Source organism: Rhodobacter sp. NSM, from assembly GCF_052244495.1.
In the GTDB taxonomy this organism is placed as follows: Bacteria; Pseudomonadota; Alphaproteobacteria; order Rhodobacterales; family Rhodobacteraceae; genus Cereibacter_A.
Window position 1 is genome coordinate 11,457 of record NZ_JBQPXH010000011.1, and the last position, 14,980, is coordinate 26,436.

Annotated in this window: 13 protein-coding genes and 1 riboswitch; of the genes, 7 read left to right on the forward strand and 6 right to left on the reverse strand. The window is 68.4% G+C overall.

What is annotated here, in order from left to right; all coding sequences use genetic code 11:
• Positions 1 to 214 precede the first annotated feature (214 nt).
• The 5 genes from ACTVZP_RS17320 to ACTVZP_RS17340 all read right to left on the reverse strand — a co-directional run bounded on the left by ACTVZP_RS17320 (position 215) and on the right by ACTVZP_RS17340 (position 6,116).
• Positions 215 to 1,312, reverse strand: a complete 1,098-nt coding sequence (locus ACTVZP_RS17320; RefSeq protein ID WP_443213415.1) for an FAD-dependent oxidoreductase — start codon at positions 1,310 to 1,312, stop codon at positions 215 to 217.
• On the reverse strand, positions 1,313 to 2,365 hold the full coding sequence (gene mnmH / locus ACTVZP_RS17325) for a tRNA 2-selenouridine(34) synthase MnmH (RefSeq protein WP_443213416.1): 1,053 nt from the start codon (positions 2,363 to 2,365) through the stop codon (positions 1,313 to 1,315).
• A 143-nt stretch (positions 2,366 to 2,508) separates the two neighbouring features.
• Positions 2,509 to 2,838 carry a hypothetical protein gene (locus ACTVZP_RS17330; protein WP_443213417.1) on the reverse strand — a complete coding sequence of 110 codons (330 nt, stop codon included), beginning with the start codon at positions 2,836 to 2,838 and terminating at the stop codon, positions 2,509 to 2,511.
• 84 nt (positions 2,839 to 2,922) lie between these two features.
• Entirely contained in the window at positions 2,923 to 5,430 is a 2,508-nt protein-coding gene (locus ACTVZP_RS17335) for an ABC transporter permease (RefSeq protein ID WP_443213418.1), read from the reverse strand.
• Entirely contained in the window at positions 5,427 to 6,116 is a 690-nt protein-coding gene (locus ACTVZP_RS17340; RefSeq protein ID WP_443213419.1) for an ABC transporter ATP-binding protein, read from the reverse strand. Before ACTVZP_RS17340 ends, ACTVZP_RS17335 begins: the two co-directional genes overlap by 4 nt.
• Here ACTVZP_RS17340 and ACTVZP_RS17345 point away from each other — a divergent pair.
• Complete coding sequence (locus ACTVZP_RS17345; RefSeq protein WP_443213420.1) at positions 6,115 to 6,801, forward strand: arylesterase; 687 nt, start codon at positions 6,115 to 6,117, stop codon at positions 6,799 to 6,801. The genes ACTVZP_RS17340 and ACTVZP_RS17345 overlap by 2 nt on opposite strands.
• A gap of 210 nt (positions 6,802 to 7,011) precedes the next feature.
• Here the strand turns inward: ACTVZP_RS17345 and ACTVZP_RS17350 are convergent, their stop codons facing one another.
• Positions 7,012 to 7,881, reverse strand: a complete 870-nt coding sequence (locus ACTVZP_RS17350; RefSeq protein WP_443213421.1) for a glycosyltransferase family 2 protein — start codon at positions 7,879 to 7,881, stop codon at positions 7,012 to 7,014.
• A 104-nt stretch (positions 7,882 to 7,985) separates the two neighbouring features.
• Between ACTVZP_RS17350 and miaB the strand changes: the two genes are divergently transcribed.
• The 6 genes from miaB to metK all read left to right on the forward strand — a co-directional run bounded on the left by miaB (position 7,986) and on the right by metK (position 14,815).
• Complete coding sequence (gene miaB, locus ACTVZP_RS17355; protein WP_443213422.1) at positions 7,986 to 9,296, forward strand: tRNA (N6-isopentenyl adenosine(37)-C2)-methylthiotransferase MiaB; 1,311 nt, start codon at positions 7,986 to 7,988, stop codon at positions 9,294 to 9,296.
• Positions 9,297 to 9,469: 173 nt separating this feature from the next.
• A complete protein-coding gene (locus ACTVZP_RS17360; protein ID WP_443213423.1) occupies positions 9,470 to 10,489 on the forward strand; it encodes a PhoH family protein in 1,020 nt (339 codons plus the stop codon).
• Entirely contained in the window at positions 10,473 to 10,976 is a 504-nt protein-coding gene (gene ybeY, locus ACTVZP_RS17365; RefSeq protein WP_443213424.1) for an rRNA maturation RNase YbeY, read from the forward strand. The genes ACTVZP_RS17360 and ybeY overlap by 17 nt, the downstream gene beginning before the upstream one ends.
• Positions 10,977 to 11,015: 39 nt before the next feature.
• Positions 11,016 to 11,939 carry a hemolysin family protein gene (locus ACTVZP_RS17370; RefSeq protein WP_443213425.1) on the forward strand — a complete coding sequence of 308 codons (924 nt, stop codon included), beginning with the start codon at positions 11,016 to 11,018 and terminating at the stop codon, positions 11,937 to 11,939.
• A 133-nt stretch (positions 11,940 to 12,072) separates the two neighbouring features.
• Complete coding sequence (gene lnt, locus ACTVZP_RS17375; protein ID WP_443213426.1) at positions 12,073 to 13,560, forward strand: apolipoprotein N-acyltransferase; 1,488 nt, start codon at positions 12,073 to 12,075, stop codon at positions 13,558 to 13,560.
• A gap of 32 nt (positions 13,561 to 13,592) precedes the next feature.
• Positions 13,593 to 13,642: riboswitch (SAM-SAH riboswitch) on the forward strand.
• Positions 13,643 to 13,648: 6 nt separating this feature from the next.
• Positions 13,649 to 14,815, forward strand: coding sequence for a methionine adenosyltransferase (gene metK, locus ACTVZP_RS17380; protein ID WP_443213427.1), 1,167 nt, complete (start codon positions 13,649 to 13,651; stop codon positions 14,813 to 14,815).
• Positions 14,816 to 14,980: the final 165 nt, after the last annotated feature.

A 14,980-nucleotide genomic window follows, 5' to 3' on the forward strand; every position in this document is an offset into this window, starting at 1 on the left:
ACCGGATGGTGAGTTGCGGCCGAACGATATTTCTTCAGATTGATCCGCAGTGCAGATTTGCGGTTCGGCCGCGACCCGTTCGCCAGAGCGCAACAGTCGCTGACCCTTTGCGGCTGACACGCGCAGTCGACCCCGCCGGGAGAGCGGTCGGTGCTAAGGTCCGTCCCATGGTTCGAGGCATTTCAGCCTGCCGCGGCCGGTCCTGCCGCTGCCGTCAGGCCCGGAACTGGCTCATGAATTTCCGGTCGATCCGGTCCTTCCACCGCCAGAGCCACGCCCCTTCGAGCCTCAGGCCGAACTTGTCGGCGACGGCGACACGGCCTCCGCAGGAGATCAGCTTGAGATAATCCCTTTGCGGGTGATACTGCCGCAGTTGCCCGCCCTTCAGGGCCGCCTCAAGATTTGACCGCAGCACCGGAGCCTCGCGAACCGCGAAAACGCCGGCCTTCGGGCGGGGCGCATGTGTGAGATGCGCGCAATCGCCGGCCGCAAAGACGGCGGGATCGGAGGTCTGCAGCGTCGGCCCCACCCGCAGGAAGCCGCCCTCGAGATCGAGACCTGTGCGGGCAAGCCACTCCTGCGGCTGCGCCCCCGCCACGGCGAGGGTGAAGTCCGACTCCAGACGGGTCCCATCCGTGCAGAGGACCGCGTCCGGTTCGATCCGGGAGACCTCGATACGGGTCAGCAGCCGGATACCCAGCCGCGCTGCGCAGCCGAGAAGCGCCTTGCGCGTTCCGGCGGCGAGGCCGGACAGGGGAGTGGATGTCCGCTCGATCACCGTGATGCGGGGATGGGCGCCGGCCTCCTGCAACCTGAAGGCGGCGGCCATGGCGAGTTCGATCCCTCCGGTTCCGCCGCCGATCACCACCATCCGCGGCTCGGGCGGACAGTTCGACACGAAATGGTCCCAGCGGTCGGAGAACGGTCCGAGCGGCTTGGCCGCCACCGCATGGTCGGTCGCGCCCGGAACCTGCAGGCCGGAGGTAATGCCCGTGTCGATCGAGGCCACGTGGTAGTCCAGCGATGCGCCTTCGGCGAGGAGGATCCGGCGCGAGCGGGGATCGAGGCCGATGGCGCGATCGAGGACGAGACGCGCACCCTTCCGCTCTACCAGCGCGGCGAGATCGATCATCATCTCCGAGCGGGTGTAGTGGCCGGCGACATGGCCCGGCAGCATTCCGGTGTAGGGCGCCGAAGGCTCCGGGTTGATCAGCGTGACCCGTGTGTCGGCCATGGGGGTCCAGGCGTTCAGGACCAGGGCATGGGCATGTCCGCCGCCGACAAGGACCAGATCCCGGAGGCCGCCGCCCATTCAGCGCACCGCCACGTGCTCGACACGCTCGGCAATCCGGGCGGCCAATGCGGGAAGGTCATCCAGCGTCTCGGCTTCCACCACCTCCCGGGTGCCACCCGACCGCTCGCGGTGCTTCACGTAGCGCGGGTCGTAGTGCCGCTCCATCAGGCCCGCCGCCAGTTCCTCGTATCGGCCGGACGCGGCCATTCCGTGCCAATCCTCGATAAGCTTGGCCGGATGCAGCGGTCGCAGCAACTCGATGATCTGTCCGAGCCTTTCCGCATCCTCCACCAGATCGCGGTAGGCGCGGACGAGGTAGGCAGCCCGCGCGGGAAGTGGCGCCGACACCTCGATCCTCGGCGCGCTCCGCATGGCCTTCCAGAGGCCCGGTGGCAGGCGGACGTCGCCCACCTTGCTCGATTCTGCCTCGACCACCACCGGCCGGGCCGGATCGAGCCGCGACAGCGCAACCGCCAGACTGCTCTCGAAGCCGCGCTGCGCCGGCTGCCCGCCTGCCATCGCGCCGAACAGCGAGCCACGGTGGTTGGCGAGACCTTCGAGGTCGAGGACCTGCACCCCCAAGGCCGCGAGATGGCCCAGAAGGCCGGTCTTCGCGGCGCCGGTATTGCCGTCGATAACGACGACGGGTGGCCGCACCGGCGCCTCGTAAAGCTCTCGCGACACGAGACCCCGCCAAGCCTTGTAGCCGCCCTCCAGCACCTCGACGCGCCAGCCGATCTGGCTGAGGATCATCGCGAAGGAATTCGAGCGCTGACCTCCGCGCCAGCAATAGACGAGCGGCTGCCATCCGCCCGGACGGTCGGCCAGCACCTCCTCGATGTGGCGCGCCGCGTTGCGCGCAACCAGGGCCGCACCGATCTTCCGGGCCGAGAAAGGGTTGACCTGCTTGTAGATCGTGCCCACGCGAGCCCGCTCCTCGTTATCGAGGACCGGAAGGTTGATGGCCCCGGGCACACGGTCTTCCTGCCACTCGGCGGGTGAACGGACGTCGATCACGTCGTCGAAGCCGTGGTCGATGAGCTGAGAGAGATCTGTCGCGCGGAAAGCCATGCGCTCTCCTAGCCTGCCGCACGCCGCTTGGCCAGAAGCCCCGCACGGCCCTCCCGGTATCCCGCGCGGACAGGCCTGCGTTCCCGGGCACACAAAGCCAGGGCGGATGCCGCCATTCCCTTGTCGGTGAATGGCGGGACGCGTCAGTTCTTCGGCTTCATCGACGTGTCGACCAGTTCGGCCTTTTTCCGCTGCGCCCATTCGCGCCCGGGATCGCCTCCCCAGAGAAGCCAGCCCACATATTCCGGCGAGGGATCCTCCTCGTTGCCGAAATTGCGATCGGCCTTGTGCACCTCCTGCCTGTCGAAGAAATTCACCATCCGCTTGATCGTCTGCGGAGAAAGCGACTTTCTTCCCTTCAGGTCGCGGGCACGGGCGACGCCTACGTTCGTTCCGCCGCGCTTGTACTTCCGCCGAAGCTCCAGCCCCCGCTCGGCCACCGAGGCGACCTCCGGCGGCGGCGTCAGATCCACGGTCCTGTCTTTTATCTTAACCATACCAGTCCCCCCACGGAAACACTGCCTAACGCGCGGAGACGTGGTAAGGTTCCAGCCATCCTACTCCTGCGAGCGAAGAACCTGCGCGGGCCGCGCTCGCAGCGGCCGAAGCGCGAAGGCGAGACCGGCGAGAAGCGTGGCGAGCACGCCTCCGGCGACGATCGCCAGGGCCGAAACCGGCTCGAACCGGTAGCTCGAGTCCATGACGAAGGTCATCACCGCCCAGCCGGCGAGGCCGCCCGCGAGGATCGCGACGAGGCCCGCCGCCGCCCCGAGCAGCCCCGACCGGAGCGCGAAGCTCGCGAGGATGCGCCCGCGGGTGGCGCCGAGGGTCTTCAGCACGGCGGCCTCGTAGATCCGTCCGCGCTCGCCCGCGGCCGCCGCCCCGATGAGCACGACGAAGCCCGTGACGAGGGTCGCCGCCGCAGCCCAGGCCGTGGCCGTTGCGATGGCCGAGAGCGCCTCGCTCACCTGGTCTATCGCGTCCTTTACCCGGATGGCGGTGATGTTGGGATAGGCCTGGGCCAACTCGCGCAGGATCCGGCCCTCGGCCTCGGGTTCGGCGTAGACCGTGGCAATGAAGGTGTGCGGCGCACCCTGCAGCGCGGCCGGGTTCATCAACATCACGAAACCCATGCCCGCCGAGGAGAAGTCGACCTCGCGGAACGAGGTGATCTCGGCCTCGATATCGCGCCCGAGGATGTTGACCGTCAGGCGGTCGCCGAGCTTCAGACCGATCTCGGCGGCCTCCTCGGCGGCGAAGGAGACCTGCGGAGGACCCTGATAATCCTCCGGCCAGAAGCTGCCCGCCACCACGCGGGCCGTCTCGTCGGGACGCGCGGCATAGGAGATCCCGCGGTCGCCGCGGACCACCCAATGCTCGCCTGCAACCTCTCGGGCGGGGCGGTCGTTGATCCGGGTGAGAACCCCGCGCAGCATGGGTGCGGCCTCGACCCGGCTCACCTGATCATCGTCGTTCAGCCGGCCGAGGAACCCGTCGATCTGGTCCTGCTGGATGTCCACGAAGAAATAGGACGGGGCGCGTTCGGGCAGGTCGCGCGAAATGGCCGAGCGCAGGTTCGCGTCGATCTGGCCGACGGCGGCCAGCACCGAAAAGCCGAGGCCGAGCGACAGGATCACCGAGGCCGCCTCTTCCCGTGGACCTCCGATGGAGGAGAGGGCGAGCCGTAGCGCCGTCCGACCGCGCGTGAGGCCCGAGCGTGCGGCGCTACGGGCGGCGCGGCGCAGGAGAAGCGCCGCCACCGCGAGCACCGCCAGCGCGCCTGCGATGCCGCCGGCCGAACCGAGCGCGAGAAGCGCGGTGCCGGAGAAGGCCACCGCGCCTCCCACCAGCAGGGCTGCCAGCGCGGCCGTCGCCAGCAGCCACGGCCAGCGCGGCCGGCCGCCCCCGCCCGTGCCGCGATAGAGGGCGGCAGCCCGGACGCCCTCGGTCCGCGCGAGCGGCCAGAGCGTGAAGAGGAAGGCGGTCAGGATGCCGTAGAAGGCGGCTTCGGCGAGCGGTGCGGGATAGATGCCGAAGGAGATCGGGAAGGGCAGGGAGGCCACGATGAAGGGCGAAGCCGCGAGAGGCAGCAGGATGCCGAGCACGAGGCCCGCAGCGACGCCGATGGCCGTCAGGACGCCGATCTGGAACAGGTAGGCGAGAAAGATCGTCCGACCCGTGGCCCCGAGCGTCCGCAGCGTGGCGATCGTCGCGATCTTGCCCTCGAGATAGGCCCGGACGGCGGCCGAGATGCCGACACCCCCCACCGCAAGCCCCGCGAGCCCCACGAGGACAAGGAAGGATCCGGTCCGGTCCACGAAGCGCTCGACGCCGGGGCTTGCCCGGCGGCTGTCCGACCAGCGCATCCCCTTGTCGCGAAAGGCTGCCTCGGCCTCGGCCTCTGCCGCGGCAAGATCGGTGCCCTCCGGCAGGTCGAGCCGATATTCGGTCTCGTAGAGCGTGCCGGGACCGAGCAGGCCGGAATTGGTCAGGGCAGAGCTGCGGACCAGCGTCCGCGGCCCGAAGGCGAAGCCGCCGGTAATGCTGTCGGGTTCGCGCACGAGGAGCGCGCCGAGCCGGAAGCTCTGCGTGCCGAGCCGGAAGCTCTCGCCCACCGAAATGCCAAGCCGGTCGGCGAGCACCCGATCCATCACAGCGCCGGGCAGGCCGCGGTCGGCCAGGGCCTCCTCGAGCGGGAAGGGCGGGTCGAGCTCGATCGCGCCTTCGAGCGGATAGAGATCGTCCACGCCCTTGACCTGCGTCAGCGCCCGGTCTTCGCCCACCACGGCCATGGAGCGGAATTCCACCACCTCCGACACACGCTCGGCACGCTCTTCCATCCACGCCCGTTCCTCGGGTGTGGCGAAGCGATAGGTCAGCTCCATCTGCGCATCGCCGCCGAGAAGCACTGCGCCCTGTTCCGTCAGCCCTGCCTCGATGGCGGCTCGGACGAGCCCCACCGCCGCAATGGCCGCCACCCCGAGCGTCAGGCAGGCCAGGAAGACCCTGAAGCCGCCGAGGCCCCCCCGCAGCTCGCGCCGCGCGATCCGTGCCGCGTTCCTCATGCCGCCTTGCGCTCCTCGCCCTCGATGCGCCCGTCGGCGAGCCGCACGACCCGGTCGCAGCGAGCGGCAAGCTCCGGCGCGTGGGTCACGAGCACCAGCGTGGCCCCGTGCCGGTCGCGCAGCCCGAAGAGGATCTCCATGATCGCCGACCCGTTCGCCGCATCGAGGTTTCCGGTCGGCTCATCGGCCAGAAGGATCGCCGGACGCGGAGCGGCGGCGCGTGCCAGCGCCACCCGCTGCTGCTCGCCGCCCGACATCTGCGAGGGATAGTGATCCATCCGCTGGCCGAGTCCGACGGCCCGCAGTTCGGCCTCGGCGCGAGGGAAGGCATCCTCCTTGCCCGCAAGCTCCAGCGGGATCGCGACGTTCTCCAGCGCGGTCATCGTGGGGATGAGGTGGAAAGACTGGAAGACGACGCCCATATTCCCCCGGCGGAACCGCGCGAGCTGGTCCTCGTCCATCGCCGTCAGGTCCTGGCCAAGCGCCGTGACCGTGCCTCCGGTGGCGCGTTCCAGCCCGCCCATCAGCATCAGGAGCGACGACTTGCCCGATCCCGAAGGCCCCACGAGCCCCAGCGTCTCGCCGCGCCGGATATCCAGATCGATTCCCTTGAGGATTTCGACCGGACCCGCATTTCCCGCCAACGTCAGCCGCGCGTCCCTCAGCGCCAGGATCGTCTCGCTCATGCACCTTGCCTCTCTCAGCTTCAGCACCCGATATGGCGCGCCCCGCGCGATGCGCAACACGGCGCTGGCCTTCGTCTTCTCGGTCACGCCGGCGCTCGCGGCGGAAGAGGTGACGGTGCTTGCCCTCGGCGACAGCCTGACGGCCGGCTACGGCCTGCCCGAGGGCGAAGGCTTCGTCCCGCAATTGCAGCAATGGCTGAGGGATCATGGCGAGGCGGTCGAGGTGGTGAATGCCGGCGTCTCGGGCGACACGACGGCAGGAGGCCTCGCGCGGCTGGACTGGAGCCTGACGCCCGAGGTCGATGCCATGATCGTGAACCTCGGCGGCAACGACATGCTGCGGGGGCTGGATCCGAAGCTCAGCCGCAGCAACCTCGAGGCGATCCTGAAGGAAGCCCGCGCACGCGACCTGCCGGTGCTTCTCGTGGGGCTCGAGGCTCCGGGCAACTACGGGCCGGACTACAAGCGCGACTTCGACGCCATCTTTCCCGAACTCGCGGCCAACTACCATGCCGAGATCGAGACGAACTTCTTCGCGCCGCTCGCGGCACGTCTCGACGAACCCGATGCGCGGCAGCGCTACATGCAGCCCGACGGGATCCATCCGAGCGCCGAGGGCGTGGCCGTCATCGTGGACGAGATCGGCCCGAAGGTGCAGGCGCTGGTGGAGCGGGCGCGCGACTGACCGTGCACGCCGCGGGCGGCATGCGGCCAGGCCTGCAGGCGCAGCGGCCGGGCGGCCTTGCCTTCGGACTTGCGTCGGGCACTGCGGGCCGCCGCTGCCTGGTCAGGTCGGCGCCGGTTCTGTCCGCGCACCACGCAGGCGTCGACCTCCTTGCATCCTCATCGGCTGGGCGTTGGCCCCCCTTCCGGCGGACAGGCACCCCAACTCAACTCAGAACCACTGGCCGGGCTCCATCAGCCCGAGGTCCATCAGCTGCTGGGACGTCCAGTCGAAGCGAACGGAGTTCCGCCAGAGGAAGGTCGGGATCTCGTGACGCGAGCCGGGATTGCTTTTCAGCGCCTTCGCGGTGCGGAACGAGCAGATCGCGGCCGTGATGTTGTTGTGCCAGGGGCAGGCGTAGGTGTTCAGCTCTTCCTGCTCGAAGGTGAAATTCCGCCTGAGCACGAGGCCCGGACGCGCGCGGACGAGGGCGATCCTGTCGATCTTGCGCCGGTCGGGTGGCACATGTTCCTCGAACCGCCAGCGCAGGCCGCCGAAGAAGTCGAGCTGCCGTTCCTTCGGATGGCCATGATTGCTCGGGTCGGGCCGGGCGAGAGCGTAGTAGCCCGACCGGTCCAGCATGGCCTCGGACACCGACACCGCGTTCGGAAACCGGCCGAGATCGCCTGCGTAGAGGTCGATGACGTAGGAGAGCATCGCCTCGCGCCTCTCCTCGGTATGAAAAGCCAGCATCTCGCCGACCGTGCGCGTCTCGCAGAAGGGATAGAACAGGAACTCGGCGTTGTAGCCATAGTAGAGCCACTGCCCGGAAACCGCCGGGATCAGCCGGTTGACCGCCGCAACCAGCGCGTCGGGCGCGAAGGGATCGTGGTCGATGCGCTGGACGCGCGCCGCCGTTTCCTCGTCGAGGTCAAGCGCGGGATGGGCCAGAAGCAGGATCGTCCGGAAGCCCGCGCGGGCGTGGTGGTCCACGGTGCGGGCCAGTTCCACGTCATCCTCGGCCATCAGGAGGGCGACCGGCCCGCGGACCGGCGCCGCGCGGCACTGCGCGAGGAAATCGTCAAGCTGGCCGTATCGCATCGAGGCACCGTCCGTCGTCGCCGCAGCATTCGCCGCCGCTCCGGCGGATTGCAAGCTCCCTGCGATTCCGGTTAAGACCCCCCTTCATCGAAAGGGGTCGCGCCATGACCGAAGCCCGCAAGCTCTTCATCAAGACCTACGGCTGCCAGATGAACGTCTACGACAGCGAACGCATGGCCGAAGCGCTGGGTGCGAAGGGCTATGTGCTGACCGACACCGCGGACGATGCGGACATGGTGCTCCTGAACACCTGCCACATCCGCGAAAAGGCGGCCGAGAAGGTCTATTCGGATCTCGGCCGGCTCCGGCCGCTCAAGCTATCGAAGCCCGACCTGAAGATCGGGGTCGCCGGATGCGTGGCGCAGGCCGAGGGCGAGGAGATCCTCAAGCGGATGCCGCTCGTCGACCTCGTGGTGGGCCCGCAGAGCTATCACCGGCTTCCGGACATGCTGGAGCGGGCCGAGGCGGGCGCGCGCGTGGTGGACACGGACTTCCCCGAGGAGGACAAGTTCGACCACCTTCCCGAGCGCAAGGTGACCCGCGGGCCTTCGGCCTTCCTGACGGTTCAGGAGGGCTGCGACAAGTTCTGCGCCTTCTGCGTCGTCCCCTACACCCGCGGCGCGGAAGTCAGCCGGCCCTTCGCGCGGCTGATGGACGAGGCGCGCGCGCTGGTCGGGAAGGGTGTGCGCGAGATCACTCTGCTCGGACAGAACGTCAACGCCTGGTCGAACGACGGTCGGGGCCTTGGCGGCCTGATCCGCGAGCTTGCCCGGATCGACGGGCTCGAGCGGCTGCGCTATACGACCTCGCATCCGAACGACATGGCCGAGGACCTGATCGAGGCGCATGGGACCGAGCCGAAGCTCATGCCCTACCTGCACCTGCCGGTGCAGTCCGGCTCGGACCGGATCCTGAAGGCCATGAACCGCAAGCACACGGCCGAGCAATACCTGCGGCTGGTCGAGCGGATCCGCGCGGCGCGGCCCGACATCCTGCTGACCTCGGATTTCATCGTGGGCTTTCCCGGCGAGACGGATACAGATTTCGAGGCGACGCTCGACCTGATCCGGGCGGTGGGCTTCGGCTCGGCTTTCTCGTTCAAGTATTCCGCGCGACCGGGCACGCCCGCCGCCGAGAAGCCCGAGCTTCCGGCCGATCTTTGCGATGCGCGGCTCCAGACGCTTCAGGCGCTCCTGTCCGAACAGCAGCGGGCGACGCAGGAGGCGATGCTGGGCCGCGAACTCGGCGTGCTCTACGAGAAGGCCGGGCGGATGCCGGGCCAGATGGTCGGCAAGTCGGACTATCTTCATGCCGTCCATGTCGCCGATGCCGAGGCCCGGCCCGGCGACCTCGTCCGGGTGCGCATCACCGCAAGCGGCCCGAACTCGCTCGCCGGAGAGCGTATCGGAGCCTGATCGGCCCCACAGGAAATCAATTTTTCGGAAGGCTGCGGCACACTCCGCGGCCTCGTTCATTTCTTGCGTCCTATGCGTGCAGCATCACAAGAATTTGTGGTTTGGTCACCTATTTTCTTGCCTTGGAGCCTTTGCAGCCCCACTCTTGAGTCATTGCCCTCCAGCACAAGGAGATGTCTTTGGGCATCAGCGCGCTGACCCCCCCGACCCGTTCCGAGGATGTCGTGGAAACGCTTCTCGAATTCCCGGACAACCGTCTCTTGATCGATCTTTGCGGCGAATATGACCGCAACCTCGCCCAGATCGAGCACCAGATGGGAGTGCACATCCTGCGCCGGGGAAACCGGCTCGCGGTGATCGGCGACAGGGATGCGAGGGATCAGGCGGCCTCGATCCTGCGCGGCCTCTACTCGCGGCTCGAAGCCGGTCGTGGCTTGGTCGCGGGCGACATCGACGGCGCGATCCGGCTCGGCCGTCCGGCCCCCGACGCAGCCCAGGGCGAGCAGATCGAACTTTTCATGCCGGGAAAATACGAGATCCGCACCCGGAAGAAGCCGGTCGAGCCGCGCACCGAAGCGCAGAAGACCTACGTGGCAAATCTCTTCGACCATGAACTGGCCTTCGGGATCGGCCCGGCGGGCACCGGCAAGACCTATCTCGCGGTGGCCGTGGGCGTGACCATGCTGATCGGCGGCGTGGTCGACCGGATCATCCTGTCGCGTCCCGCGGTCGAGGCGGGCGAGCGCCTCGGCTTCCTGCCCGGCGACATGAAGGAGAAGATCGACCCCTACATGCAGCCGCTCTACGATGCGCTGAACGACTTCCTGCCGCAGAAGCAGCTCATGAAGCTGATGGAGGAGAAGCGGATCGAGATCGCGCCGCTGGCCTTCATGCGGGGGCGGACGCTTTCGAACGCCTTCGTCGTGCTCGACGAGGCGCAGAACGCGACCACCATGCAGATGAAGATGTTCCTGACCCGGCTTGGCGAGGGCAGCCGCATGGTGATCACGGGCGACCGCACGCAGATCGACCTGCCGCGCGGCACCGCCTCGGGCCTTGCGGACGCCGAGCGTGTGCTGAAGTCGGTAAGGGGCGTCTCCTTCAACTACTTTACCGCCAGGGACGTGGTGCGGCACCCGCTTGTGGCGCGCATCATCGAGGCGTATGAGGCCGAAGATGGAGCCTCTGGTTGACACGGTGATCGAAGACGCGCGCTGGGAGGGCCTCGACCTCCCCGCACTCGCGACCCGTGCCGCCGAAGCCACACTCGCCGGGCTCGACCTGCCCGGCGAGGGTTTCACCTTGGTGGTCATGGGGTGCGACGATGCACGCATCGCCGAGCTGAACGGCACCTTCCGCCAGAAGGGCAAGCCCACGAACGTCCTGTCCTGGCCTTCGGAAGAGCGCGGGTCGGAAGAGGCGGGCGTTGCGCCCGAGCGTCCCGAGCCTGGCGAGCCTGACGATCCGGAGCATCTGGGCGATATCGCCATCGCCTGGGAGACCTGCTCGCGGGAAGCCGCCGAGCAGGGGAAGCCGGTCGCGGACCATGTGACACATCTTCTCGTTCATGGCATCCTTCACCTGATGGGGTATGACCACGTCGAGGACGCGGATGCCGTCCTGATGGAAGCCACCGAGACGAGAATACTTGCGGGGTTGGGGGTGCCCGACCCATATTGAAACGGCGCCGCACCGGGCGTGGCCATTCGGAAAGGACAGATGGACAGTAGCAGCGACGGGTCTATGGCAGCGCAGGGCGCGCCGGACCAGACGGAAGACGACCAGGCGGACCCTGGGCCAAGGGGCCTTTTCGGGCGTCTATTCAGTGCCTTCTCGCCGGCCGAGGCCGGAGGAAGCAGCCTGTCCCCCGAGGACCGGACCTTCGCCATCGCGCAGAGCAGCCTGACCCTTCCCGGCATCGCCAACCTCCGCCGCCTGCGGGTGGACGACGTGGCGATTCCCAAGGTCGAGATCGTGGCCGTGCCCGTCGACATCGGCAAAGAGGATCTGGTTGCGGTCTTCCGCGAGCACGGCTTCTCGCGCCTGCCTGTCTACCGCGAGACGCTGGACCAGCCCCTCGGCCTCGTGCTGCTGAAGGATCTGGCGCTGGAGCACGGGTTCAACGCCGGTGGCGACTTCAACCTGAAGGCCATGCTGCGGCCGCTCCTCTACGCGCCGCCCTCGATGCCGATCGGGGTCCTGCTGCAGAAAATGCAGCGCGAACGCGTGCACATGGCCCTTGTGATCGACGAATACGGCGGCGTGGACGGTCTCGTGACCATCGAGGACCTGATCGAGACCGTGATCGGCGAGATCGAGGACGAGCATGACGAGGCCGAGGGCCCTCTCTGGACGCTCGAGAAGCCGGGCATCTACATGGCCCAGTCGCGCACCCCGCTCGACGAGTTCGAGGCCGAAATCGGCCTCCGCCTGCGCCGCGACGAGGAAGACGAGGAGATCGACACGCTCGGCGGCCTGGTCTTCCTGCGCACGGGTCGCGTGCCGGTGCGGGGCGAGATCGTCCCCCACGAAAGCGGGGCGGAGTTCGAGGTCATCGATGCCGATGCGCGCAAGATCAAGCGCCTGCGCGTCCGCCTTCCCGGTCACGCGACCGGCGCGTCATTGGCGAAGGCGGCCGAATAGGCCGCCGGTTCAGGTGGCGCCGTCTGTGCGCCGCCGGATCCCCACGACCCGATGATCACGCCCGCGCGACCGGGCGGCCCTTGACGGCGCGCGCCGTCCGGGGCACGCACGGCTCCGGAAAACCGGAGCCCGGATGATCGCCCTTGCCCAAAGCCGCCCGTTCGGAGCGCGTCTCGGCCTTGCCTTCGGGGTCGGGGTTGGCATGGCGTTCGGGCAAGCCCCCTTCGGCCTCTGGTGGCTGGCCTTGCCGGCGCTGGCCGGCCTGGTGGCGCTGGTCGCGGGGGCGGCGGGCCGCAGGCAGGCGGCGCTGCTCGCCCTCTTCGGGGGGGCGGGCCATTTCGCCTTCGCGCTGAGCTGGATCGTCGAACCCTTCCTGATCGACGTCGAGACCTATGGCTGGATGGCGCCCTTTGCGCTGGTGCTGATCTCGTTCGGGCTCGCCCTCTTCTGGGCCCTCGCCGGCTGGGTCTCGCATCTTGCGCCGGGCTGGCGGCGGCCGGTCGCCTTCGCGACCGCGCTCGCCGCGGCAGAGCTCGCGCGGGGCTATGTTCTGACGGGCTTCCCCTGGGCCCTCATCGGCCATGTCTGGGTGGGTGCCTGGCCCGCGCAGGTTGCCAGCCTGATCGGCCCGTCCGGCCTTGCCCTGATGACGACCCTCGCCGCGGCGCTGCCGGTGGCACTGCGCGCAAGAGGCCTCGCGCTATCGGCAGCCCTGCTCGCTGCCGCGTCGGGCTTCGGCCTCTGGCGACTGTCGCTGCCCGAGCCGGCACCGGCGGGCTCCGTCCTGCGTCTTGTCCAGCCCAACGCCGAACAACGGATGAAATGGGATCCCGACCTGGCCGCCACGCATTTCGGCCGGCTGCTTACGCTGACCTCGGACGGTTCCCGGCCGGACCTCGTGATCTGGCCCGAGACCTCGGTGCCATACCTGCTCGATCGCTCTCCCGGCATCCTGACCGAGGTCGCGGCCGCCGGTCGCGGCGCTCCGGTTGTCATCGGTATCCAGCGGGGCGAGGGCTGGCGCTTCTGGAACAGTCTCGCCGTGGTCTCGCCCGACGGGCGGATCGGGGGACTCTACGACAAGCACCATCTCGCTCCCTTCGGCGAATATGTCCCGATGGGCGATCTGATGTTCGACCTCTTCGGTCTGCGCGCCTTCGCGGCGCAGGAAGGCTTCGGATATTCCGCCGGCACGGGGCCTCAGGTGCTCGACCTCGGACCCGGCCTCGGCAAGGTCCTGCCGCTCATCTGCTACGAGGCGGTCTTCCCGCAGGACCTTCGCACGCAGGAGCGTCCGGACTGGATCCTCCAGATCACGAACGACGCCTGGTTCGGCACCTTCAACGGCCCGTACCAGCATCTGGCGCAGACCCGGCTCCGCGCCATCGAGAACGGGCTTCCCCTCGTGCGGGTGGCGAATACCGGAATCTCGGCGCTCGTGGACGCGAGGGGGCGCGTTCTCGCCGAACTGCCGCTCGGAGAGGCAGGCTACAAAGATGTCGCACTGCCGGGCCACCTTTCGGCTACCCCCTTCTCTCGCTTGGGAGAATTGCCGCTTCTGGTATGTCTGTTCTCCCTTTGCGCGCTCCTCTTCGCGACACGCGGCCCTCGTCGCGCTTGACCCGGCCCTCTCGCGGGGTGTAGCGCGGAAGGCAACCGTCACAACGGCTTCCTGGCGTGACGGGGTTAACCCCAACGGAGCACTTTCCATGTCCCGCATGAACTACGTCTTCACTTCCGAGTCCGTCTCGGAAGGTCACCCCGACAAGCTGTGCGATCGCGTGTCGGATGCCGTCCTCGATGCCTTCCTGACCGAGGAGCCCAACGCCCGCGTCGCCTGCGAGACCTTCGCCACCACGAACCGTGTCGTGGTCGGCGGCGAGGTCGGCCTGTCGGATCCCCAGAAACTCGACGAGTTCATGGGCCGCGTCGACGGCATTGTTCGCGACTGCGTGAAGGACATCGGCTACGAACAGCAGGAGTTCCACTGGCGCACGATCGAGGTGCAGAACTTCCTCCACCGCCAATCGGCGCATATCGCGCAGGGCGTGGACAAGGACGGCGCCGGCGACCAGGGCATCATGTTCGGCTATGCCTGCCGCGAGACGCCCGAGCTGATGCCCGCCCCGATCCAGTATTCGCATGCGATCCTGCGGCGGCTGGCCGAGGTGCGGAAATCGGGCCAGGAGCCCGACCTGCGCCCCGACGCCAAGTCGCAGCTCTCGCTGCGCTACGAGAACGGCAAGCCCGTCGAGGTGCGCTCGATCGTGCTCTCGACCCAGCACGCCCATGACGAGCAGACCTCCGACGACATTCGGGCCATCGTGGAACCCTACATCCGCGAGGTTCTGCCCGAGGGCTGGATCACCGAGGCGACGGAATGGTGGGTGAACCCCACGGGAACCTTCGTGATCGGCGGGCCGGATGGCGACGCGGGCCTGACGGGCCGCAAGATCATCGTGGATACCTACGGCGGGGCCGCGCCGCACGGTGGCGGTGCGTTCTCGGGCAAGGATCCGACGAAGGTCGACCGCTCGGCCGCCTATGCTGCACGCTATCTGGCGAAGAACGTGGTCGCCTCGGGTCTGGCCGACCGCTGCACCCTTCAGGTCTCCTACGCCATCGGCGTGGCCAAGCCGCTGTCGATCTACGTGGACACCCACGGCACCGGCAAGGTGGACGAGGCGCAGATCGAGAAGGCCGTGGCCGAGTGCATGGACCTCACGCCCCGCGGCATTCGCGAGCATCTGAACCTTTGCCGCCCGATCTATGCCCGCACCTCGGCCTATGGCCACTTCGGCCGTGCGCCCGAGGCCGATGGCGGCTTCTCCTGGGAGCGGACGGACCTGACCGAGGCGCTGCTGAAGGCCGTCTGACTCGCGAGAAGGCTGCGGGTCATCCCGATGTCGCGAGGCTTCGGGATGACGCCCGCCCGCGGATGGGGCCTGCTGCGACAGCCGGCAGGAGAACCTCGCGGCACTCTCGTTGGCCCGAGCGGTCGTGAACGAAATGAAGCCCCGGCGATCGCCGGGGCTTCTGTC